The organism is Sellimonas caecigallum (assembly GCF_019754295.1).
GTDB lineage: Bacteria > Bacillota > Clostridia > Lachnospirales > Lachnospiraceae > Sellimonas > Sellimonas caecigallum.
This window is the reverse complement of sequence record NZ_VIRV01000014.1, coordinates 22,741-44,005: the sequence shown is the minus strand read 5'-3', so window position 1 is coordinate 44,005 and position 21,265 is coordinate 22,741. Positions and strand designations below refer to the sequence as shown.

General features: G+C 35.0%; 22 protein-coding genes. 2 read left to right on the top strand and 20 right to left on the bottom strand.

The window, feature by feature from the left end:
* The first annotated feature begins 106 nt into the window (after positions 1–106).
* Both FLB61_RS09640 and FLB61_RS09635 read left to right on the top strand, forming a co-directional pair.
* Positions 107–823, top strand: a complete 717-nt coding sequence (locus FLB61_RS09640) for a sigma factor (RefSeq protein ID WP_221920007.1) — start codon at positions 107–109, stop codon at positions 821–823.
* A gap of 37 nt (positions 824–860) precedes the next feature.
* On the top strand, positions 861–1,712 hold the full coding sequence (locus tag FLB61_RS09635) for an anti-sigma factor domain-containing protein (RefSeq protein ID WP_221920006.1): 852 nt from the start codon (positions 861–863) through the stop codon (positions 1,710–1,712).
* Positions 1,713–1,911: 199 nt separating this feature from the next.
* Here FLB61_RS09635 and FLB61_RS09630 read toward each other — a convergent pair whose 3' ends face one another.
* From FLB61_RS09630 to FLB61_RS09535, 20 genes are all read right to left on the bottom strand, one after another.
* The gene (locus FLB61_RS09630) at positions 1,912–2,070 is read right to left on the bottom strand and encodes a hypothetical protein (RefSeq protein ID WP_221920005.1); all 159 of its coding nucleotides are present in this window, start codon (positions 2,068–2,070) and stop codon (positions 1,912–1,914) included.
* A gap of 75 nt (positions 2,071–2,145) precedes the next feature.
* Positions 2,146–2,691: a hypothetical protein gene (locus tag FLB61_RS09625; RefSeq protein ID WP_221920004.1), complete on the bottom strand. Its 546-nt coding sequence runs from the start codon at positions 2,689–2,691 to the stop codon at positions 2,146–2,148.
* A gap of 76 nt (positions 2,692–2,767) precedes the next feature.
* Positions 2,768–3,502, bottom strand: coding sequence for a hypothetical protein (locus tag FLB61_RS09620; RefSeq protein ID WP_221920003.1), 735 nt, complete (start codon positions 3,500–3,502; stop codon positions 2,768–2,770).
* A 191-nt stretch (positions 3,503–3,693) separates the two neighbouring features.
* On the bottom strand, positions 3,694–4,581 hold the full coding sequence (locus FLB61_RS09615; RefSeq protein WP_221920002.1) for a glycosyltransferase: 888 nt from the start codon (positions 4,579–4,581) through the stop codon (positions 3,694–3,696).
* 13 nt (positions 4,582–4,594) lie between these two features.
* Entirely contained in the window at positions 4,595–5,818 is a 1,224-nt protein-coding gene (locus tag FLB61_RS09610) for a Coenzyme F420 hydrogenase/dehydrogenase, beta subunit C-terminal domain (protein WP_221920001.1), read from the bottom strand.
* Between the two features lie 41 nt (positions 5,819–5,859).
* On the bottom strand, positions 5,860–6,837 hold the full coding sequence (locus FLB61_RS09605; protein ID WP_221920000.1) for a glycosyltransferase family 2 protein: 978 nt from the start codon (positions 6,835–6,837) through the stop codon (positions 5,860–5,862).
* Between the two features lie 10 nt (positions 6,838–6,847).
* Entirely contained in the window at positions 6,848–8,371 is a 1,524-nt protein-coding gene (locus tag FLB61_RS09600; protein ID WP_221919999.1) for an oligosaccharide flippase family protein, read from the bottom strand.
* Positions 8,372–8,386: 15 nt separating this feature from the next.
* Positions 8,387–9,544 carry a polysaccharide pyruvyl transferase family protein gene (locus FLB61_RS09595; RefSeq protein ID WP_221919998.1) on the bottom strand — a complete coding sequence of 386 codons (1,158 nt, stop codon included), beginning with the start codon at positions 9,542–9,544 and terminating at the stop codon, positions 8,387–8,389.
* 1 nt (position 9,545) lies between these two features.
* Entirely contained in the window at positions 9,546–10,547 is a 1,002-nt protein-coding gene (locus FLB61_RS09590; RefSeq protein WP_221919997.1) for a DUF6625 family protein, read from the bottom strand.
* A 22-nt stretch (positions 10,548–10,569) separates the two neighbouring features.
* Positions 10,570–11,457, bottom strand: a complete 888-nt coding sequence (locus FLB61_RS09585) for a glycosyltransferase family A protein (RefSeq protein WP_221919996.1) — start codon at positions 11,455–11,457, stop codon at positions 10,570–10,572.
* A 17-nt stretch (positions 11,458–11,474) separates the two neighbouring features.
* Positions 11,475–12,449 carry a glycosyltransferase gene (locus tag FLB61_RS09580; protein WP_246599188.1) on the bottom strand — a complete coding sequence of 325 codons (975 nt, stop codon included), beginning with the start codon at positions 12,447–12,449 and terminating at the stop codon, positions 11,475–11,477.
* Positions 12,449–13,420 (bottom strand): glycosyltransferase family 2 protein, encoded by a 972-nt coding sequence (locus tag FLB61_RS09575; protein WP_221919995.1) that lies wholly within the window; start codon positions 13,418–13,420, stop codon positions 12,449–12,451. The genes FLB61_RS09580 and FLB61_RS09575 overlap by 1 nt, the downstream gene beginning before the upstream one ends.
* 47 nt (positions 13,421–13,467) lie before the next feature.
* Positions 13,468–14,454 carry a glycosyltransferase gene (locus FLB61_RS09570; RefSeq protein ID WP_221919994.1) on the bottom strand — a complete coding sequence of 329 codons (987 nt, stop codon included), beginning with the start codon at positions 14,452–14,454 and terminating at the stop codon, positions 13,468–13,470.
* A gap of 18 nt (positions 14,455–14,472) precedes the next feature.
* The gene (locus FLB61_RS09565) at positions 14,473–15,141 is read right to left on the bottom strand and encodes a DUF1919 domain-containing protein (protein WP_275952210.1); all 669 of its coding nucleotides are present in this window, start codon (positions 15,139–15,141) and stop codon (positions 14,473–14,475) included.
* A 9-nt stretch (positions 15,142–15,150) separates the two neighbouring features.
* Positions 15,151–16,272: a glycosyltransferase gene (locus tag FLB61_RS09560; RefSeq protein ID WP_221919992.1), complete on the bottom strand. Its 1,122-nt coding sequence runs from the start codon at positions 16,270–16,272 to the stop codon at positions 15,151–15,153.
* Complete coding sequence (locus FLB61_RS09555) at positions 16,269–17,093, bottom strand: glycosyltransferase family 2 protein (protein ID WP_221919991.1); 825 nt, start codon at positions 17,091–17,093, stop codon at positions 16,269–16,271. Before FLB61_RS09555 ends, FLB61_RS09560 begins: the two co-directional genes overlap by 4 nt.
* Before the next feature lies 1 nt (position 17,094).
* On the bottom strand, positions 17,095–18,147 hold the full coding sequence (locus tag FLB61_RS09550) for a glycosyltransferase family 2 protein (protein ID WP_221919990.1): 1,053 nt from the start codon (positions 18,145–18,147) through the stop codon (positions 17,095–17,097).
* Positions 18,148–18,159: 12 nt separating this feature from the next.
* Complete coding sequence (locus FLB61_RS09545) at positions 18,160–19,260, bottom strand: EpsG family protein (RefSeq protein ID WP_221919989.1); 1,101 nt, start codon at positions 19,258–19,260, stop codon at positions 18,160–18,162.
* A 16-nt stretch (positions 19,261–19,276) separates the two neighbouring features.
* Positions 19,277–20,401: a glycosyltransferase family 4 protein gene (locus tag FLB61_RS09540; RefSeq protein WP_221919988.1), complete on the bottom strand. Its 1,125-nt coding sequence runs from the start codon at positions 20,399–20,401 to the stop codon at positions 19,277–19,279.
* A 184-nt stretch (positions 20,402–20,585) separates the two neighbouring features.
* Complete coding sequence (locus FLB61_RS09535; RefSeq protein WP_330625575.1) at positions 20,586–21,263, bottom strand: sugar transferase; 678 nt, start codon at positions 21,261–21,263, stop codon at positions 20,586–20,588.
* Between the last annotated feature and the right edge of the window lie 2 nt (positions 21,264–21,265).

Here is a 21,265-nt window from a genome sequence, read left to right as displayed (position 1 = left end):
TTACCTGCTTTTAACAAAGAAAAAATATAATGGGTGTAATATTTTAGTTTTGACCCTAAAAATAAAAATTCCAGTTCGTATTCTATAATATAGGAGGATATTACTCATGAATGAACTGCATGATCTTGCTGATCAAGTATACACTGCCAAGACAGATCCAGAAGTGGCAGATGCTTTGATTCGTCAGTATATGGGGTTTATCCGTGCTGAAACAATAAAATTCATTAAACGGACCCCCATCGAAGGGCAGGACGAAGAACTAAGCATCGTGATGCTTGCCTTTTACGAAGCGATTTTAAATTATGAAAGGAAGCGAGGAGCTTTTCTCGCATTTGCATCCCGTGGTATACGCAACCGGCTGATCGATTATTACAGAAAAGAAAAGCGGCATGCAAAAGTAGTTTCCCTCCACGAGCCTTTGCAGGACGACGAAGAAGATACTCTGAAAATCGACCATCTGGAGGATCCTAAAAATGAAATCGAAATGACACACCAGCGTGCCGCAGCAAAAGAAGAAATCGAAGAATTCGAAAGACAGCTTCTTACGTTTGGAATTTCTTTTTCTGAGGTGGCAGACAACTGTCCAAGGCAGAAGCGAACTTTACAGGCCTGTGAAAAAGTCCTGTCCGCCGCAAAACAAAATCCGGATCTTCTTAATGAGATGCTACATACAAAAAAACTTCCGATAACAGCTCTTGTACAACACTCTGGAGTAGATAAAAAAACAATAGAAAGGCACCGGAAATATCTGATTGCAATTTTGCTTGCATTTACTAATGGATATGAAATCATCCGCGGACATCTCTATCATCTGTCCCCTTAACAAAAACCGATGAACCATAACAGAAATGGAGTCAAAAATGAAAAAAGATACATCTTATCTAGTAATGGAAGTTCACAGTGCATATGCGGTCCTTCTGTCCGATGACGGACGTTTCATAAAAGCTGCTAACCACGGTTACCAGACCGGAGATGTCGTTACCAACATTATTCCTCTAAAATATCCCGACGAGAAGAAACGGCAGCACCGTCACATTATCACATTTGCTGCCAGCATGGCAGCCTGCATTTCCCTGCTCGTATTCGGCGTATATGAATATCAATACATCTTCCGACCATACGGAACCGTTCAGATGCAGATCAATCCGGAAATAGAACTCACACTTAGCCGTTCCGGACGTGTATTAGATCTGAGCGGACGAAATTCGGACGGTAAGACGCTTATAGACGGCTATGAGTATAAAGGAAAAGACAAAGAAACTGTTACTTCCGAGCTTACAGCTCTGGCAATACAAAAAGATTTCCTTTCTGAAGGCGGACAAATCCTGCTTTTGGCTGATTCGGAAAATAAAGATTGGAATTCACAAACAGAAGAGGAACTGCAGACTTATTTAAATAACTATCTGAAAGATAAGTCCATTACTATAGAAATTGTGGCGGAACTTCCTGATGACGACGCTGAACAAACACTTACGGAGCCTCAGACAATTACTATCCCTGCTCCGGATACACCTGAACCGGCCGAAGACACACCATCCGACAAGCCCCAACCTGAGACTCCTTCTTCTCAGCCGGTACAGCAGCCTTCTTCCTCCAACAACGATTCTAATTATCAAAACGATAATAGCGGTAATTCAAATTACGGAAATGACAACAGCAATGATTCTGGTTATGAAGCAGATACTGATGGAAACAGCAGTTATGAAGACTAGCTGTTTCCACGGGTTGTCAGCTCATAGCGGTGTATGTTGCGCATGGAGCGTACGCCGCTCCACAGCTTTTCCCCCTGAAAGGTCAAGAGGCTGCAATGATCAGCCAAGCGGTCAATCATTGCAGCCCAAAGGTATGTAAATGGGTAAATTTAACGTTAAACTATAGGTCAAAAATACTATCAGGAATGATTCGTGACGTCTATGAAATGATAATGATATCCCCATGGGGACTTATCGATTTCACGCACACATTCCTTCGCCCCGTTGACCCATCTCCTAAAATTCCACATGCCGACACATATTCATTTGGAACAAATTTCTGTACCAAAATTTCAGGCTCTTTCCATTTCTTTTTCATTCTATCCCGCCTCCCAAATCAAGAAAAGGCCCTTTGACCTGTAATTTCTTATGTTTTTCTTACTCAATGTCACTCTCAAAGAGAACGATGGATCTGTCCACTCTTTTTCGCAGCCATATACACATCCTTAAGCGTCCGTTTCATTCCGCCTCCGATCATGATGTTGTATGGCATAACAAGTCCGTCTGATATGATCACATCACGGAATGGAATAAACGTTGCCTCGACTATCAGAGGCATCGGCGCCCCGTAAAACATTTCTTCCCAGCTCGATATAATACCGCTGACCTGGTATACTTGTTCATCCTCCATGGATATAAAGATTGTACCCTTTTTCAGATGCCGTTCCATGATAAACTTTCCCTGGATCCTCCGTTTCCACCCCTGAATAATGTCCTTATGTTCCTGCGGGAGTTCCGGGTTTTCTTTTATGTACCGGTCTATGATCGCTATCTCTGACCAAAGTTTATTTGCAACTTCTTTTACTTCTACAGGATCCAGATTTTTTGCTTCCGCCATACTTTTCAATTTTTTGTTTACCCCATATGTTCTGTTTACGAAATCAAGCAGCGGCATCCAAAGCTTATAATATAACTGTCCATCTTCCTGTGATAACGTCATCTCTTTCGTCCTCCGTTTTTTTTTAATACTATGATTTTATCATAAATTCCCGAGCTGTTTTATACTGCCTGAAGCATTATTTAAAAACTTCATATAATTTCCCGCCAAATCCACGCTTAAAATATCTTCCATCTGGGGACATATATACATCAACAAATGCCTTGGTAACAAATACAAACTCTCCGTCATACGTAAAGCCACAGTCAATCTCGTCTTTCGCTTTTTTATTGCTCTCATTATAATCCGGCATAGTTTCTATCCTTTTCTGAGCTTTTTCTTCTAGTTCTTTATCGAATTCTTCCATTTCTTCATGGAGTTCTTTCCTGTATTTTCGAAAACGCAATATTAAACTCTCTTCTGTCATAAAATATATTCTATATAATCCAAAAATGATTAAAGCAAGCGATGAAATAATTACACTAATTGACTGACGATTCATTATATAAAATATAATTCTGCATATCATGTAACCACACATAAATGTACCAAAAAAACGCATGACCCCGTATTTTGCATCTTTTTCTGCACCAATATATATACCTGCCGTTAGAATAATTGCTAAGATACAAAGCAGATTAAAAACCAGGATAAGATTTATCGTTTGTCGACGTCCTAATTCATATCCGATACTGTTGCACACTATAGTGAAAAAAGCGATTCCCATAAACAGAGATATAATTCTTACCTTTTTCCCCTTTTTGCGATGCTTCGCTTTCCCATATAGGTAATTACACACTATAGCCAATATATTAAAAGCAAGTATTGTCAAGGAATTGTATTCTATGACTTTAATAATAATATTTGTATACATTTCACTCCTCCTCGCTTTGTGCATTTGTAATTATCTGTAAAGTTGTCCTTTTATATCTGCATGTCATTCGTCATTCCATGGATTACATATGATAAAGATTTTCTAACATCTTGCCGAATTTTCCCCGTAATCTACTGGCAAACCGCGTTCGTGCATACTGTGTACTGAATATTGTATGCAGGAACTCTCTTCTACTTTTGTAACTTACCTATTCTCTTTTGTGATATATATTCTCTGTCCTTTTCCACATCCTGTCTGTATTTCTGATATTGTCGTTGGAAAGGATTATGATAGTGAAATACCGCTGTTCCCAGAGCAATAACAGAAACCATATTTCCCGCTGCCCGCCAGAAGAAATCCTGATGATCCAACATCCTGATATTATCATCCCAGCCAACCCCTCTTACCTTATCTGTTCTGGCAACATAAAGGTTTGGCACTTTCCCCATCACAAAATGATTTCCATCGATCTGTGTCATATGAGGAATACGAAGCTGCTTTGGCGCTCCCTTCATACTAAAGCAAGTAAATTTGGTTACCTCTTTGTCCGGATTCATACATCGAATAGCTGTCAAAGTACAAAAGCCAACCAAATCTATTTCCGGATGAGCTTCGAGGAACTGTATCTGTTTTCCCAGGCATGTCCGAACGGTCAGAAGTTCATCGTCATCCATCCGCATGACATAAGGCGTTTGAACTTTTTCCAGAGCACGATTTAATCCATAGCTGAGGCCGCTATTAAATGGAAGCTGGAGAACTTCAAGAGAATCCCCTTTCAAATCCAAAGGTGCAGAACTGTCATCTGCTATAATTACTCGTATCCCTGGATAATAACTTTGTAAATTTTCATACAAGCGCTTTGCCATCTTCTGACGCTCAAATGATTTGTAAATCACTGTTACATTCTCGCATACAAAGTTAATCTCGTCCTGATCTGGTTTCTTCCAACCTTGCTTTTTCCATTTACTATTAAAATATCGATATTCTAGATCCGATATTAGGCTAAAGGCAGATAAAGCTATAGGGGACAAAGGCCCATATAGCAACTTTTTAGCTGCTTTCTTAACTGCATTTTTCATTACATAACCTCACTCAAAACAGTCTGTCCAGTTTTCTTTTAATCCTCCACAATAATCCCAGGCTCTTTTCCGAATCCTTGGGGAAATATTTTCTTACCAGTTCTTCAAAATTGTCTGGCGTTACCTGTGCAAGGAAGTCTTCTCTTCTTTCATGAACTTGAGAGGAATTTACCAAGTTGCCATTTTCTCTATAGGCATCCTCTACATCAACTTTCAAGCACTCCATTTTGTCCTGAATCTGCTCTAATAAAGCCATTCCTTTACGAGAACGAACAAACACCACACTTGTTCCTTTATTGTCATCAAACTCCGGGTGTTGATTCCATATGCCCCAGTAATCTCCAAGGGTAAAATCTGTACAGCGCTCTACACCTTTTGCTTTACATTTACTACAAGAAGTACGTAAACATATATTTCCTACAAAAGCTTTCATAAACAGATCTTGACTATTATGTATTTGAGTAATCTTTCCATGGCCATAATCAAATTCCGTAGAATATCCGTATCTGCTCCAACCGCTTACCTTGGATCGCATATTTATTCTTAGCGGGCGTTTTCCATTATTTTCTCTTGCAGAGCGGTAATCAATATAATCCTGCCATAGCTTAGGAGACGGCACACCATGACAGATCAGATCTACAGTAATCAGATTAGCATAGTCTTTTTTTAGAAAAGATTTTAAACCGGCACACTGGCACGGAGTTCCTGAAAAAAGAACCTGCCGTCCGGATTTTAACTCCCTCTCTGCTTCTATAAAACAGTTTCCAATAGTACTCTGTACGTACTTTGCACCTTGAAGAAGAGGAAGTTTAGTATGATCGGTAACAGCAATATGCTTAACTGCAAAATTTTCGTCGTATGCTGCTCCAAACACAACTCCTTCTTTATCCAAAACCTGTTCCGCCAGAAGCGGAAATACTCCTCCGGATGTACTATTTCTCCTTTCATCTTCCTCTTTACTCTTTATTGCAAATGTCTGTGTATTTGAACTTTGGGACTCGTCCTGCAATATCGGACAGACTCTCTCACATTGATTACAATGAATACATTCTTCAGTATCAATTATGGGGAAAAGAAAACCTTCTCCGGCATCTTGCATTAATATACATTTTTTCGGACATATACTCACGCAGGCATGGCAGCCTGTACAATTTCGCGGAATTTGAAAAGTATTACATTTATTTCCTTTTTTTCTAGACCTAGAATCCATTTTAAAAACGCAATAATTACTTCTCAAATTAAATTCCTCCCTTATAACGCCCTCTTTTTATTATGAATCTATTTTCGCCTTAATACCAAACTATATAATAAAAACTCAAGCACAGGTATTCTTCCGTGTACAAATTCGGCCAAATATAGAATCATACCACTGAGCCTTTTACTTGTTTGAAATGGAACCCTTTTAAAATTTTTCATCAGCTTTATGCTCTCTTTATATCCCAAATTTGCATTTAAACATTCAGCCCACAAATTATTTATACAATGTCTTCTCATTGCCAAAACATTTTGATATTGTCTGGCATTTAAATGATTATCCAACAAATATTCTCCAAATGAAGTCAAGAGCTTATTCCACGAATTTATCTGCCATTTAGCATCCACGCACTTACTGGTAATTGAACCCGCAGTAATCCGATAATAATAACTCTGTTTCTTGATATAGCCTACATTTTCAATAAACATGGAATATATTGATAAAAAATAAACATCCTCAAGATTTTTCAATTCTGGATCAAATCTTAAATGGTTTGTATCTAAAATTTCTTTATCAAATAATATGCCCCAGCCAAAATATCCTTGTCGTATATTTTTAATTTGGTCTGTCGAAATCAATAACTTATTGCTTTTTTCTATTTTGAGATCAAAATGCAACTGTTCTTCGTCAATAAATCGTCTATAGCCACATAACGATGTTTTAACACCCATTTCAATTACTGTTTTTACAAGATCATCCATTAATTCATGATCAATAATGTCATCTGCATCTACAAACATAATCCATTTTCCAGAAGCATACTCTATACCGCTATTTCTTGCGGCAGATACTCCAGAATTCTTTTGATGTAATACAGTAATTCTCTTATCTTTTATCGACCAATCATCACATAATTTAGCACTGGCATCTGTACTACCATCATCCACCAATATAATCTCTATATTGCTATAAGTCTGATTAACAATCGATTTGACGCATATATCTATATAGTTTTCAGTGTTGTATACTGGAACTATAATACTGACTAACTCATCTTTCATTTTTTCTTGTCTATTTCCTCCCCTTAAATATTATTTTCGATAGTGGTTTCCATATTATATCTTTTTCATAAGAATTCATGGAAAATTTAAACATAAGCAAAATGTAAAGCAAGGAATAAATAATAATTGCACTAAATAAAATTAACCATGAATTCAATTTAAAATAGTAAAAAACACAAAGTCCAGCTATTGTCATTATGAATGGAATAATGGTCAATAAAATAATATTTTTCCAAAAGAGAGGAATATTAATCATAGTCACTTTATAATAGTAAATATTCATAATCACTCCTTGTCCTATAATATAAGAAATAGCAGAACAAAGTGCAGCCCCTACCCCTCCTAAATATGGAACAACACAATATGTACTCATAACATTAACAATAGCAATAATTAAGTAAACAATACTTCTAAACTGATGCTTATTCTGAGCAATTACAATACTCAACCCCGTATTTTGTATCAACGGAATTGATAGCGGAATTAACGTAATTATCGCAATATAATACGCCTGCTCATATCTAGGCCCAGCCCATAACAATATAAACTCACGCCCAAAAACAATAAATCCTGATAAAGCCAAGGCAATTATAAGATATTGTAATCTTCCAATACGAATAAATAATTCTGTAAGTTGTTCTGGCTGAGCATGTTTTGTAACCATAACCGTTATTTTAGGTGTTAAAACACCTGAGAAAGCTGTTGAAATACTTGTCATCATAGTGTTAAATGTAACTCCTATGTTATACACTGCAACAACTGCTGTACTTGTAAACATACCTAAAATAACTTTATCAGTTGCCCAAAATAGCATATCGACAATCGAGCCAACAAATACAAAAAAAGAAAATCTTACCAGTTCTTTAATTAATGTAATCGGAAGATGTTTAAATTGCGGTTTTATTTTAAGAACTTTAAAACAATATCCTGCATTTAATGGCAACATTAAAAACTGCAACGCAGTGCTAACAATCGACAAGCCAATAGATCCTAAGCCCATATATAACACAACAATATTCACACAAGGAACAGCTACTGTTGACAAGATATTAACTGCTTGCCGATATATATATTGTTCATGGGCCATGATTATACTTCCAAATACGCTAATCGGAAAAGATATAGCTGTATTAAATGCCATTATTTGAACCAAAACAGCAATTTTTTCAATTTCCGCTTTTGACAGCCCTCTATGAAAAATAGGTTCTACATTGCATGAAATAACAGCTCCTCCAATTAATACTAAAATTGCCAGAAAGCAATACATTACAATAAAAAGCCCTATCGCTTTCTCTTCTCCATCTTTATCCCCCTCTGCTCTATATTTAGCTACATAACGAACAATAGTACTCCCTAGCCCAAAGGTCAATAATGACAGATAGCCAACTACAGAATTGGCAAGGCTATATAATCCATATTCTGCCTGCCCTAGTATTCTCAGCATAATTGGAGTATAAATAATCGGAATAAGGCTTCCCAAACCAATATTCAAGTAGGTCATTACAACACCAGCACGTAATTGATTTACTTTCATCTTTCTAGGCATCTCCTAAATAAGTTTTTCTAAAGCATCAGCTGCCAAATATGCCTTATTACAATAAGCAGGCATTATTCTTTTCAAATGATTTTTAATTTCCTTCTCCCGATCCAAGCACCATACAAAAGCATTCTTAAGATCATTCTCCGTTCCAAAGTTTTGCGCTGAGATTACATAATTCTCGTCTGTTCCAAAAATATCTTTAGCTATTCCTCTTGCCTTTATAGAATATCCAACTACAAGTGTAGGAACCTCTGTAGAATATGCCGCTATTGTGGCATGTGTCCTTGCCCCTACAAAAAACCTGCATTTTGAAATATAACCTTTTAACTGCATACAATTACAGTCGGGAATCATATAAACTCTACCTGAATCTTTAAATTTCTCCATAAGTTTGTTAAGGCTCTTTCTGTCATCACTATAATCCCAAACGACATGTGGGATTAATATCACAGAAAAATCTGTCTCAGTTAAGATATATTTAACTAATTTTATATAATTATCAATAACCAACGTATCTTCCCCACATTGTTCAACCAATGGACTGACATTAATGCCCACCATTTTTTCTGGAACGCACCCCTCTGGCAATGTTGTCTCCTCTATCCGCAAAGTAAAAGCTGGGTCAGAACATAAAATCAAATTTTTTATTCCTTTTTGTTGCAAAGCTTCATAGGTTAGACTTTCTCTTACCGTGATTAAATTATATCTATTCAGATCTTCAACTACATTTTTCTTTAAAACATCCGGATCAATTGAACACCCCCAGAGAACGGTTTTGGCGCCCTTTTTATGCAATAAATAATTAATATCTCCTAAGACCTCTGTACCAGCATAACAGTAATTATCTCCCCCTATAGAAAGGAACAGATCATCCTTTTGCACATCTGAAAACAATGCTGGCCTTCGAAATCTAGTACTGAGTATAGTCGTATGTCTCGATTTTATTTCCACAGCCGAAAGGTAATATTTCAATGTAGGCTTCTGCAATTCGACTACTTTATCTCGGATAATATTTATTTTTTCATTAATAAGATATTTTTTATCTTCTTCCGGTGACAAAGAATACAAATCCAGATTATAAGGCAACAATTGTGCCGTTGCCCTTACAATTGCTTCACACCCATGATTTTCACTTCCACTATGTGTATACAACTTAACGTTTTTCATTTTAATCACCTACTTGTTTTGTCGCATAGTTCTTTATTTTATGTCGCAATGGACTTGTTGTTTTTATCAGCCAATATCTTAGTGTATAATATCCATGAATAGCTTTTTTTATATTGAATATTTTCCGCAAAGTACAACTAATAAAATACTGATATTTTACATTCTTATTCCCATCTAGAAATTTATCTGGAAAAACATAAAAAGATTTGGCGTAAACAAGGTTATTTTCCATACTCATCTTTCTCTTTTGCAAATGAACATACATAACTTCTTTTTCATCTTGTTTAAGAAAGGTTTTCCATTTTGCAAATAGTATGCCATTATTCCAATAAAAAAAGCAATTCTCATTTCCTTTTATACTTAACCTCAAATCGGTATCGTATTCCACCATTCTCATATAACTATCAAAAGGATATATATCTGCCCAAATTGTTTTTAAATATATTTTTTTCCCTTTTCTTAAAAAAATATCGTTTATGCTTACTTCGTCCCACTCATCAAATACGCATACTCTGTCTGTTGAAAAAACTTCCTTATACCTTTTTCTTCCTCCAACATGTTCCATGAATATGGTATTATTATCAAATGAATTTTTATATAAAGAAAAATGTCCTAGATGCCCTATTTTATCATATTGCTCCAATATTGATTCAGGTATAAACTTGCGAATATTTCCAAATATAAGATCAATATCACAATATCCCCAGAAATCATACGGCTTTAAATATTCTTCAAATATAAATCCATATGCAACTTTATAGTCACACAGTTTATAAGGTGCTTTCAGTCTTATCTCAAAATCAAATTTCTCACGGATTTTCTCTTGAATCTCTGAAAATGACATAGTAACCTTATGTACATTTGATGGATAGCTATATTCGTTGACATCGTCACTAAAAATCAGCCAGTCTATGCCTGGATTGTAGTTACATGATTTTAAAAAAAGTGGAAAATAATTAGGTAATGTACCAAAGTATGGAATTATAAAACATATCTTCATCATCACTGTCTGTTGCTTTCATAACTTATTTCATTTTCTTCAAAACATTATGGATAAAACGGCATAATAAAATTAAGAAATACGATGTATTAATAAATGTCGCAATGTCTTTACATGTTTTTCCTTCTAAATCGCAAGCAAATGAATAATACATCCTCAATCTCTGTCTATAGGATTCTTTTAAGATTTTACTTCTTTCAGACAACCACAAGCCATACCCTTTTGGATTATTAAGGAAATTGCTCCTGCTAGAATTAGTCAATCCATCTTCTTGATGCTCACAATAATAAATAACATCATTAAAACACCGAATCTTTAACCCATCTTTTGCCATCCGATTCCAAACAACCGCTTCAGTCATAAACTTTTCGTCTGGAAATACAGGGTATAAATATTTTCTATGGACTTCTGTATAAAAGATCCACGCACGGTCGTGTCCTATAAAAAAAAAGTCATTTTCTTTTCTTGGATAACGATCCAAAAATGTGCAGTCTTTATATTTGACATCAAATAAAGGATTCTCAGATTCTCTACCTCCGTAACTCCAATTCCCAGCAAATCCACAAAACTGTTCTTTTTCTTTAATTGTGTTTGACCACTCTGCAATCTTTTCTATTGCATCCTCTGACAAATAATCATCTGAATCCACAACTAAAAACAACTCTCCTCTGGCATATTGGAGCCCCCAATTTATTGCCCTGCATTTACCTCCATTGTCTTTTTTATAGTAAACTATGTTAAAAGGTAATTTTTCCTTTTTCCATTTTTCAAACAACCGACTTGTAGAATCTGTCGATCCATCATCAAGTACAAGCCATTCAAAATCGTAAAGAGTCTGTCGTTTTAATGAATTATACAACCTTTCTAAAATATAGGCCCTATTATATGTAGGTGTAAAAACTGTAACTTTCATCTTATTCCCTCAAGTCACTAAAATCCATAATGTAATATATTTCTAATCCTGCATGTTCCACTAAAAGATATCTTTAGCAAAATCCCCCATATTTTTTGTTTCCATGGTACTATGCTTAAATCTTTCATTTTTATTTGAGATTCTTTCACATACTTCATAATAATGCAAATTGCGTCTTTTTTATCTTTTCCAGATAGATATTTTAAGACCATCTGATATTGATAAACACAACTGAAAAATAAACTGTTCCTTGCTTCTATATCTAAAGATGGAAAATTAATATTAATATATTCGCACCGCCTTTTTTTTGCTTCCAATGCATCAAGTCTTTTCAATGAATATCCTGCATGCATCACACTTTGCTCCTGTTGCCTATATGCATACATTTTAGCATTAACAGAAATTAATCGTTTACTTTTTCCGATTACCTGATACACCCAAAATTCATCATCAATATATTTACCTTCTGTAAACGGAACAATTACAGATTTATTATACACTTTATTCCATATAGTCTGTTTAAATAATTTATCCTGTATATGATATTTTAATGCAGTCTCAGAATCAACAATCTTAGGCATATCAATTATATTTTTGTCGAATTTCAAATGGCTAGTATCCGTTTTACAGAAACCACATTCTGCTATATCGCAATGATAAGAGCTCATTAAATGAATTAGCGTTTCAAACATATATGGAGAAGCATAATCATCGCTATCTACAAATCCTATATATTTACCACTAGCAATCCTAAGACCTTCATTTCTTGCCTTTGCAGCCCCTTCATTGCTTTTATGAATAACATATATACGGTTGTCATTACGCGCCCAATCATCACAAATTTCTCCACTCCGATCAGGAGAACCATCATCAATCAAAATAATTTCTATATTTTTATAACTTTGATTAACTAGAGATTTTATACATTCATCTAAATATTGTTCCACTTTATAGACAGGAACTATAATACTGAGTTTCTCTTTATCCATCATCAAACATCCCAATTCGGTTTTCTTAATTTGTCATTTACCTGATATAGAATCTTATATAAAAAAGGGACATAATGTAGAAGATATACATTAATTTTTATTCTTTGACTCCAGTTTGTCCCTGCTCGATACATCTTCCAAATATCTCCGCTTATATTCTTTATTTTCTTCTTTGATTCTCTTGAATACTTAGAGGTTGTTCTATATTGAAAAATCAGCATATTTACCAATCTTTCTCGTGCCCATGATTCCATTGGCGTATTTAAACAATCATTATAAATAATCCCGGCGACCTTAACAGTGTCCTTACCCTTTTTTATTACACTCTCTGTATTGCAAGCCGAACTCTTATGAATAATGTAATTATACTTTGGCACATCTATATATACTGACTTTTCCGCCTTATTAAATAGATAATATGCTACTAAAATATCTTCATTGATCTTCAGCGATTCATCAAAATATATTCCATTAAACAGTTCTCGGTTAAACAGCTTATTACACAGACTCCCCACAAAAATTTCGCCTAATATCACACATTTTAATGCTTCTTCTCGATTTTGAACGTATATTTTCCCAGTTCCGTTAACGGGAATTGTTCTGTCCTGTTCAACTCTATTGTAAGCACAATGTACTATACTCACTTTATACCGCATAATATATTGCATAAGGAATTCATACATGTCAGGCTCTATTGTATCGTCGCCATCAATAAAAGAAATATATTTTCCTCTTGCACATTTCAACCCACAATTTCTAGCCGAAGAAACTCCTCCATTTTTTTTCGATATTGCAGTTATACGAGTATCTTTTGACGCATACTGTTGAATAATACTCCAGCTTTTATCTTGTGACCCATCGTCAACAATAATAATCTGCAAATTCTTATACGTCTGTCTGCAAATACTTTCCAAACAATCTTTAATATACTTCTCACCATTATAGCAAGTAACAATAACACTAATCAAATCCATACTGTTTTACCCCACCTTAACATTAAACCCTCAATCAAGTCTTTACATTAATGTTTTAATATAGCTGGTAAATTTTTATATTCCAAGGTTTCTAAATACTTCCATCCCTCTCTGTAACCACTCCTTTTAACCTTAAATTCTTCTAACGATAATCTTTTTCTTAACACATCAAATACATCAAAAAGAAGCAGCCAAAGTAAGTAATATTTAAAGCAAACGAAGGCCCAGCCCTTTTTTATTCTATTTTTCTCCTGATTGTATATAAATCTATGCCAAAAAACGACCCTGTTAAATCCACAAGAATAGAAAACCGGATTCCTGTTATTCTTCCGCGAGGTCTTCGCGTCTAAATGGATATAATAAGCGTCCGATACAGTCACTGTTTTTTCTCCTTGCAACCACGCTTTATAAAACATAGTCTGATCATCCATAGCCGAATATCCATGCATATCCAACCATTTTTCATCTTCGAGTTTTATATCACGTATTGTCTGTACTTCTCCAAAAAAACAAGTCCAGGGGGCTGATTGAGTCACATAATATTTTGTATTTTTACGATCTAAATGACGGTTGTATGAATATCCTGTTGACCGTAACACCGTAATATATCGTCTTTGATGAAACAGTGTAGGAACTGCATTTGCCATAAGTGTACATAGGATCGTATTAAATCCCCTTCGCGGTAGAAAAGAATACAACGGTGCAATAGAGATTTTACAAAGCCCTTTTTCGATGGGGCGATACAATTTCTGTACAAAATTTTCATCAAACATCACATCATCATCACAAATTAAGGCATATTTACTTTTGCATTTTCTTATACCAGTTAGTCTTTGAATAACCATCCCTTTAGGCGAAAAATAAAAAGTTTCATACCCTAAATTTTCATTTGGAACATCAAATCCTTCCGGTAAGACAACAATCACTTCTTTAGGTAATGGCTTCAATCTCTTAATCGAATCCAAAAGCCCCTGATATTTTTCATGAGCCTTCCCTGTTGTTCTAATTATTACAGAATAATCTATATCTATCATAAGCATCCTCTTAACCTATTAACGCACAAATGTTGAAATATCATAATCGCTTCCATTAGCATCATTAAACCATTTTACAAAATCAAAATAACGCTCATATTCCCTTGAATCATTGATTATCGATCTTTTTAAAATATTACCAACCTCTCCTTGTTTTTGATATTTCTTTAAAAAAACCGCATACGGAATATCTTCGTATTCATTTGCAGTAAATACTACAATACCTTTAACTTTCAATGTACATAATTTCAAAATCTCTTCTTTTGTCAAACCATCCCGTTCTTCAAGGAAAATAAATATATTTTCTTTTTGTATACGCTTAATCCTGTCTTTCCACTTATTTTCCGCCTCCTGTTCCGTATGATAATGTGTAAAATGTACATCTATATCACCTAAATGTGCACAAGGACAACTATATTCTGGATCCGTATAAAATACAAATTTTTCATTAAGATAACATTCCATATTAAGAACAAACTTTACAAAGTCTGTTTGTGTCATCATTAAATTTACAGTTGGGGACATAAAGCGCAGTCCTAAATCATGAAATAGGATACCTCCAATACAATTCGGACATAAAAACGTAATATTTTTATTATGTAATTGTTTTCTCATACTCCTTTTTCTAATTTTTGCCAACGGATTACATTGTACCCATATCTTCTTCACTTTACTCAGTATTTGCATTTAATATCATTACTCCATCAGACTAACAAAAAATTGTTCTATTTCCCTCACAGTTTTTTGTGTTTCAAATTTTTTTCCACGTATCCGTGCCTGTCCACGATAATAATTCAATAAGTCTTTATCCTTGAGTATACACTTCAGGGCATTATATAGTGATATATCATCATTTTCTACAATTATCCCATATTCATTTTTACTTCCAAGTAATTCTTCCATTCCTGATACCTTGGTTGTAATTACGGGAATTCCTAAGATTAATGCCTCAGTTACAGCCGTTGAAAGCCCCTCTGAATATGATGAACATACAAATAAATCACAATGTTTCATATACTTATATGGATTTTTTTGATATCCTAATAACGTAATACTGTCGGACATTCCATTTTTTTGTATAAGATTAATAAGATTATTCTTTTCACTTCCCTCTCCTAAAATGTAAGTATGAACTGGATATCCTTCTATTCGTAATTTTATATGAATTTTTATTAATCTTTCAAACCCTTTCACTGGAATCAAACTTCCAACAGCACAAATTTTTATTTCATTCTCTTTAAAAAGGCTAGGTTTATCTATACACTCAGTTGCTTCCTGCAAAATAAAATTGCTTTCGTTGGTATTATATAATACTTTGCCCCTCTCTTCTAAAGGGAATAATCTCATAAACGACTTCTGAACATCTTGAGAAACCGATACAATTGCATCGAAACTACTGTAACATTTCACCGCCTCTTTTTTACTCCGAAATAATCTTGCAGCATCTTCCATAGTTGTCATTGTGCGATGAATCCAACACACCTTTTTACTAGCCTGGCTTTTGCATCCCGCTATAATTCTGGCCGTCTGACCTTCTAAATATGAAATAACAATGTCATATTTTTCATTAATAAATTTAGTAAATAATCTTTCCGGAGAAAATAGTTTTAGCACATGAGCCACCCCGATAAAGGATGATTCAAAACAATATCTATATCGAATATGCTCAGCCAGTTCCGTTTTATTAACCCCCTCGTTATAAAGAGCCATAACTGTTATGTCGAATGCATTAGAATCCATATAATTCACTAAATTTACAAGTACTTTTTCTGCTCCTCCACTTCCCAGATTGGGAATCAAAAATAAAACTTTTGTCATTGTCCTAACCTTTTTTTATGAAAGAAATCATACATTGAATCCGGAATAATTATCTTAATAATTTCAATTACTGCATTTTTTATAGCATAGACATACATCCATTTTGGAATATGAACCATTTTGAATCCAACGAATGCTGCATATATACCATTGAATCTTGCCTGAGCAGTTCGTCTGTGAAGCGCATTCCGATCATCTCGCATTTTATATAAAGCTTCTTGGATATTATATCCTTTATATCCCTTGGCATAGAATTTGTACCATAAGTGATAATCTTCTACTCTTAATAGTCTTTTATCTTCTGTATATCCCTGTACGTCTAGAAAAGCTTCTCGCCTAATCATACAAGCCGCATGACAAAACATCGGTACATGTATTGGGAAATCCTTCACTTGAGGATATTCAAGCGTTTTAATACAGCCCCATTCTCCACCTTCATCGAACGTAGTCATGTACGTACTAACAATAGCATATTCTGGATGGGAATTAAGAAAATCAACCTCTTTTTGAAACCGTACAGGATCACATAAATCATCGCCATCCATTCTTGCCACATAATCTCCATCTGCAATCTTCAAGCATCGGTTTAATGTTGCATTTAGTCCTCTATTTTTACTATTTCTAATTACTTTAAACCTTTTAGGATCTGATTCTTCAAAACTCTTTGCAATCTGAAACGAATCGTCAGTTGATCCATCGTCACAAATAATAAATTCCCAATTTGAGTATGTCTGATTTATAATTGATTTTATAGAGTCATTTAACGTAGATTCACAATTATAAATACCCATTATAATTGATACTTTTTTTGAACAATCCATTCTATTTTCCTCTAATCCTTTGCACTATACTAAGCAGAACAAATACAGCAAATGCATTCTTTGCTTTTGCCGCCATAAAGAATATCTTCCAGTGAAATGGCATAAATTTTATATCTAGTGTTTTGATAGCTGATTTATATCCCTTACTGCAGATTATTCTTTTTATGCCGACTATCTTATTCTTCACTAAACCTTTCTGAGAGATTTCATTTATTCCCAGCGGTATTAAACTTAAAGAGATCCGATTTTTTAATGCTTGTACATATTTTTCATTCAAATTATAATCCGCAATATAATCTGCCATTATTTTAAAAAGACTTTCCCACTGCCTATTTAAATCTGAATTGTATACTTCAGTAATAGAAAAAGCGTTTGTTCTACGGTAATGATAAAAATATTGATTTACATATATTGCCTTATTTGCATACTGGAAATACTGCAAATTAAACAATCCATCTTCATAGCTTCCGATTTTCCGAATATCATAAAATCTAAGATGATTTTCTTCAACTATGCTCCTTCGGTATAGTTTCCCCCAAACAGTACATAATGCATCTGCATTTTCAGGCTGTTCCAATTCTTGATCTATAATGCCAATCATTCTTCTATGAAGTTTTTCTTGAATACTGGTTTGATCGAAAATAGTATCGTGATTAAAAATCACTTTCTTTTTACTCTCGTTTCCTCGCTCTCTAACATATGGCCATATTATAACATCGGCCTCTTCCTGAAGTATCTTTTGAATTGCGATTTCACAAGTGCACTTTTCAATCCAATCATCGCTGTCTACAAAAAGCAAGAACTCGCCTTGCGCAACATCCAATCCAACATTTCTTGCTAAAGACACGCCCTCATTTTTCTTATGGATTACCTTTATACGAGCATCCTTTTCTGAATACTTTTGCAAAATCTCCAGCGAATTGTCTGTAGAATTATCATCAATACAGATAGCTTCAAAATCTGCATATGTCTGTGATAATATACTATCTAGGCATTTTCCCAAATAACTGGCTGAATTATATATCGGTATTATTATTGAAATTAAACTCGCCATAAATATTTCCCCTTATAATCCCCATGTTATATGCACTTGATAATAGTAGAAAATCATATATGCTCCAATCATACAAATATAAATAATTCTAACTGAATTCTTCGTAAAGTACTGCTGTATGATCCATGGGATTAAAATATAGTTATATAACGAAAAAAATATAGGGATCCGCCCTAAAAATTGTCCGCTTGTAAACGCAGACAACACATAGCAAAGTGCCGCTATCAATGACATATTGGAAGCCAAATTGATTAAAGGATTTTTAACCTGCTCAATACGTTTCTTGAAAATCAAAGACAAAATAGCCGGCAATGAATAAACCATAACTCGTTGAATACTTGTGCCCTCTGTACTCAGGTACTGATCAACCTCGCCACTATACTGCGAATTTTCCATAAACGTTGTTATCAAATCAGTAAACTGATCAACAAATGCAATTGCAACTACAACAGCGACTGCAAACAGCATCGTTTTCTTATTCCACGGCTTTCCCTGAACAATAAATATCATAGGTAGCATCAGCAAAGTAGAAGCATGAATGGTGGATAAAAGCAATATTAAAATGATTAGTGGAACATACTTCTTTTTAATAAATAAACCCGCACATGCAAATAGTATTGACACTGGAATAAACTGACGTATTCCATTGTATGTCCATTGAAGGTAATCAGATGACACAATGAAAAGGAACACAGAAATAGCAAAATTACAAGAATACTTTTTATAAGTATACATAACACATGTAAGAGATATCGTTGCAATTAATGTTAAGTACACTATCTCCCTATCGCCGATTATGCTTTTAACAACAGTAGTAAATACTAAAAATCCTATATCTTTTGAATCCTCTGTAACACGCGTAAATAAAGTTGACAAAGAAGTTGGAGCTTCACTAAACCCTGATAAATATGCAGCAGTATCACCAAAATGTACAAGTGTAGTTGATCTTGTTCCTGATAAATAAATCAGCGGTACCGTTATTATGAGAACTGGCAGCCAATCATATCTTTTTTCATAAATGCCGTAAGAATTCACAATTTTATATTGTCCTGTTGTCTCAACAAATGCTACTACTATGATTAGTAAAACAAATAACTGCCATTGAAAAATCATCTATCCATACCTCATATTACATTATGCCCCGGTATAATTCTGCCATCTGTTCCACCACAGCATCAATGCTATACTTCTGGACTTTCTTCAGATTATACCGTTTCATTCTCTCTAGTCTTTTTTTATTTTCTGTCATTTTATGAATAGCTTTTACAAAACCATCCACATTCATTGGGTTTACCAGATATCCACCTCTTCCTTGATCAATTAAATCATAATTCCCCCGCACTTTTGACGCTACAATCGGCAAACCACATGCCATAGCTTCCATTATCGCCACTGGCAGGCCCTCCTGCAGGGATGCAAATAAAAAGAGATCCGCTGCACTGCTGATTTTATATACATCTTTCCGAAAACCAAGGAAATGTATCTGATGTTCTACGCCAAGCTCTTTGGCTTTTACCTTTAGCTCTGCCTCCTGTATCCCATCTCCGCAGATAAACAAATGGAAATGTGGATTCTTCAACTTCTCTACTGCCTGAATCAATACTATATGATTTTTTCTCTTAATAAGCTGTGCAACAGATACCGCAAATATATCTTCATCGTTCAATCTGAATGCACGACGAACTTCCTGTTTTTCTTCCGGAGAAGCCACTACAAACTTATTTAGATCCAACCCCACACCATTTACAAGTGCGGTTCGCTTCGCTTTAAAAGTCTGAGACCTTTTGTAATCTTCCTGATTCATGGTAATAAGCAAATCTGTTCGACGGGCAAGAATTTTCTCAATAGGATAATAAATAAGCCAGTTTACAATAGGAGCGCCCTTAAAAAAATGGAAACCGTGTGCCGTATAAATTACCTTGGTTCCCCTTTTTCTGGTCTTTCCAGCCGCGAGTCGTGTAATAACACTTCCCATTGGAGTATGGCAATGGATAATATCATAGTTTTCCTTTTCTAAAAGCTTTTTCAGCTGAAAATAAGCGTCGAGATTTCCTTTCTTAAATGGGCTTCTTTCAAATGGAAGGCAGTAAAAATGATCGCAATATGGAATAACACATTCTGCTTTGTTTTCATAATCATTATTTGCCGCCACATCAACCTGCCACCCCTGGTCATGAAACCACTTGATAAACGGCTTATGAAACATATTAATATGTAGACGTACCACTGTCGCTACAAACAATACCTTTTTCATACTTGTTTTTTCTCCCTTACGTATATTTTTCCTATCCCCTAAAATAATTTATCTAACTATATAATTATATCATATACTCTAATTTCTGCAATGCCTTCCTTTTGAGAGGTCAATACAATATCACGCAAAAGCTGTTTCCTTTTTATTAATAGATTTGTCTTTCTTTTTGATGGAGAGGGTATGTTTACTCTGCCCCTTGCTTTCCTTCTACGATTCCTTCTTCTTTCAACACGACCTTGACTGTCCGGATCAGACAGAAAAGATCGGCTATTGGTCCAACATGTTGGGTATAGATGCCGTCATATCGTGCTTTTACCGGAATCGGAAGTTCATCCCTTCCCATGACCTGGGCAAGTCCCGTGATTCCCGGGCGAATAAAGTTTGCCCCGTATTTATCCCGCTCGTCCATCAGATCATACTGATTGTAGAGGCTCGGCCTTGGTCCCACCAGGTTGACGTCTCCTTTCAGCGCATTAAATAGCTGAGGCAATTCGTCCAGAGAGGTCTTCCGGAGAAATTTCCCTGCTTTTGTGATGCAGGCATCCGGATTTTCCAGCATATGTGTCGGCATGTCTTTCGGCGTATCTTTGTACATTGTACGGAATTTATAGATGGAAAAATAGTTTCTCGTTCCATCAGGCATAGATCTTCCCGTCCGCTTCTGTACAAAGAATATCGGCCATCCACTGTCCAAGAGAATCCAGATGCAGATAAACAAAAACAACGGCATCAGGATAATACTTCCGGCTAACGCCGCTGTAAAACTTACTCCTCTTTGCAGTTTTAGATAGAGTTTCTGAAAACTGGTAAATTCAGGATAATAAATTGTTTTGCTTTTTCGCACTTTATTCTTCTTCATCATGC

Excerpts from the sequence above, each read along its gene's own strand:
- FLB61_RS09640 (WP_221920007.1), top strand. The coding sequence starts at position 107 with ATGAATGAACTGCATGATCTTGCTGATCAAGTATACACTGCCAAGACA.
- FLB61_RS09635 (WP_221920006.1), top strand. The coding sequence starts at position 861 with ATGAAAAAAGATACATCTTATCTAGTAATGGAAGTTCACAGTGCATAT.
- FLB61_RS09630 (WP_221920005.1), bottom strand. The coding sequence starts at position 2,070 with ATGAAAAAGAAATGGAAAGAGCCTGAAATTTTGGTACAGAAATTTGTT.
- FLB61_RS09625 (WP_221920004.1), bottom strand. The coding sequence starts at position 2,691 with ATGACGTTATCACAGGAAGATGGACAGTTATATTATAAGCTTTGGATG.
- FLB61_RS09620 (WP_221920003.1), bottom strand. The coding sequence starts at position 3,502 with ATGTATACAAATATTATTATTAAAGTCATAGAATACAATTCCTTGACA.
- FLB61_RS09615 (WP_221920002.1), bottom strand. The coding sequence starts at position 4,581 with ATGAAAAATGCAGTTAAGAAAGCAGCTAAAAAGTTGCTATATGGGCCT.
- FLB61_RS09605 (WP_221920000.1), bottom strand. The coding sequence starts at position 6,837 with ATGAAAGATGAGTTAGTCAGTATTATAGTTCCAGTATACAACACTGAA.
- FLB61_RS09600 (WP_221919999.1), bottom strand. The coding sequence starts at position 8,371 with ATGAAAGTAAATCAATTACGTGCTGGTGTTGTAATGACCTACTTGAAT.
- FLB61_RS09595 (WP_221919998.1), bottom strand. The coding sequence starts at position 9,544 with ATGAAAAACGTTAAGTTGTATACACATAGTGGAAGTGAAAATCATGGG.
- FLB61_RS09590 (WP_221919997.1), bottom strand. The coding sequence starts at position 10,547 with ATGATGAAGATATGTTTTATAATTCCATACTTTGGTACATTACCTAAT.
- FLB61_RS09585 (WP_221919996.1), bottom strand. The coding sequence starts at position 11,457 with ATGAAAGTTACAGTTTTTACACCTACATATAATAGGGCCTATATTTTA.
- FLB61_RS09580 (WP_246599188.1), bottom strand. The coding sequence starts at position 12,449 with ATGATGGATAAAGAGAAACTCAGTATTATAGTTCCTGTCTATAAAGTG.
- FLB61_RS09575 (WP_221919995.1), bottom strand. The coding sequence starts at position 13,420 with ATGGATTTGATTAGTGTTATTGTTACTTGCTATAATGGTGAGAAGTAT.
- FLB61_RS09570 (WP_221919994.1), bottom strand. The coding sequence starts at position 14,454 with ATGATAGATATAGATTATTCTGTAATAATTAGAACAACAGGGAAGGCT.
- FLB61_RS09565 (WP_275952210.1), bottom strand. The coding sequence starts at position 15,141 with ATGCAAATACTGAGTAAAGTGAAGAAGATATGGGTACAATGTAATCCG.
- FLB61_RS09560 (WP_221919992.1), bottom strand. The coding sequence starts at position 16,272 with ATGACAAAAGTTTTATTTTTGATTCCCAATCTGGGAAGTGGAGGAGCA.
- FLB61_RS09555 (WP_221919991.1), bottom strand. The coding sequence starts at position 17,093 with ATGGATTGTTCAAAAAAAGTATCAATTATAATGGGTATTTATAATTGT.
- FLB61_RS09550 (WP_221919990.1), bottom strand. The coding sequence starts at position 18,147 with ATGGCGAGTTTAATTTCAATAATAATACCGATATATAATTCAGCCAGT.
- FLB61_RS09545 (WP_221919989.1), bottom strand. The coding sequence starts at position 19,260 with ATGATTTTTCAATGGCAGTTATTTGTTTTACTAATCATAGTAGTAGCA.
- FLB61_RS09540 (WP_221919988.1), bottom strand. The coding sequence starts at position 20,401 with ATGAAAAAGGTATTGTTTGTAGCGACAGTGGTACGTCTACATATTAAT.
- FLB61_RS09535 (WP_330625575.1), bottom strand. The coding sequence starts at position 21,263 with ATGATGAAGAAGAATAAAGTGCGAAAAAGCAAAACAATTTATTATCCT.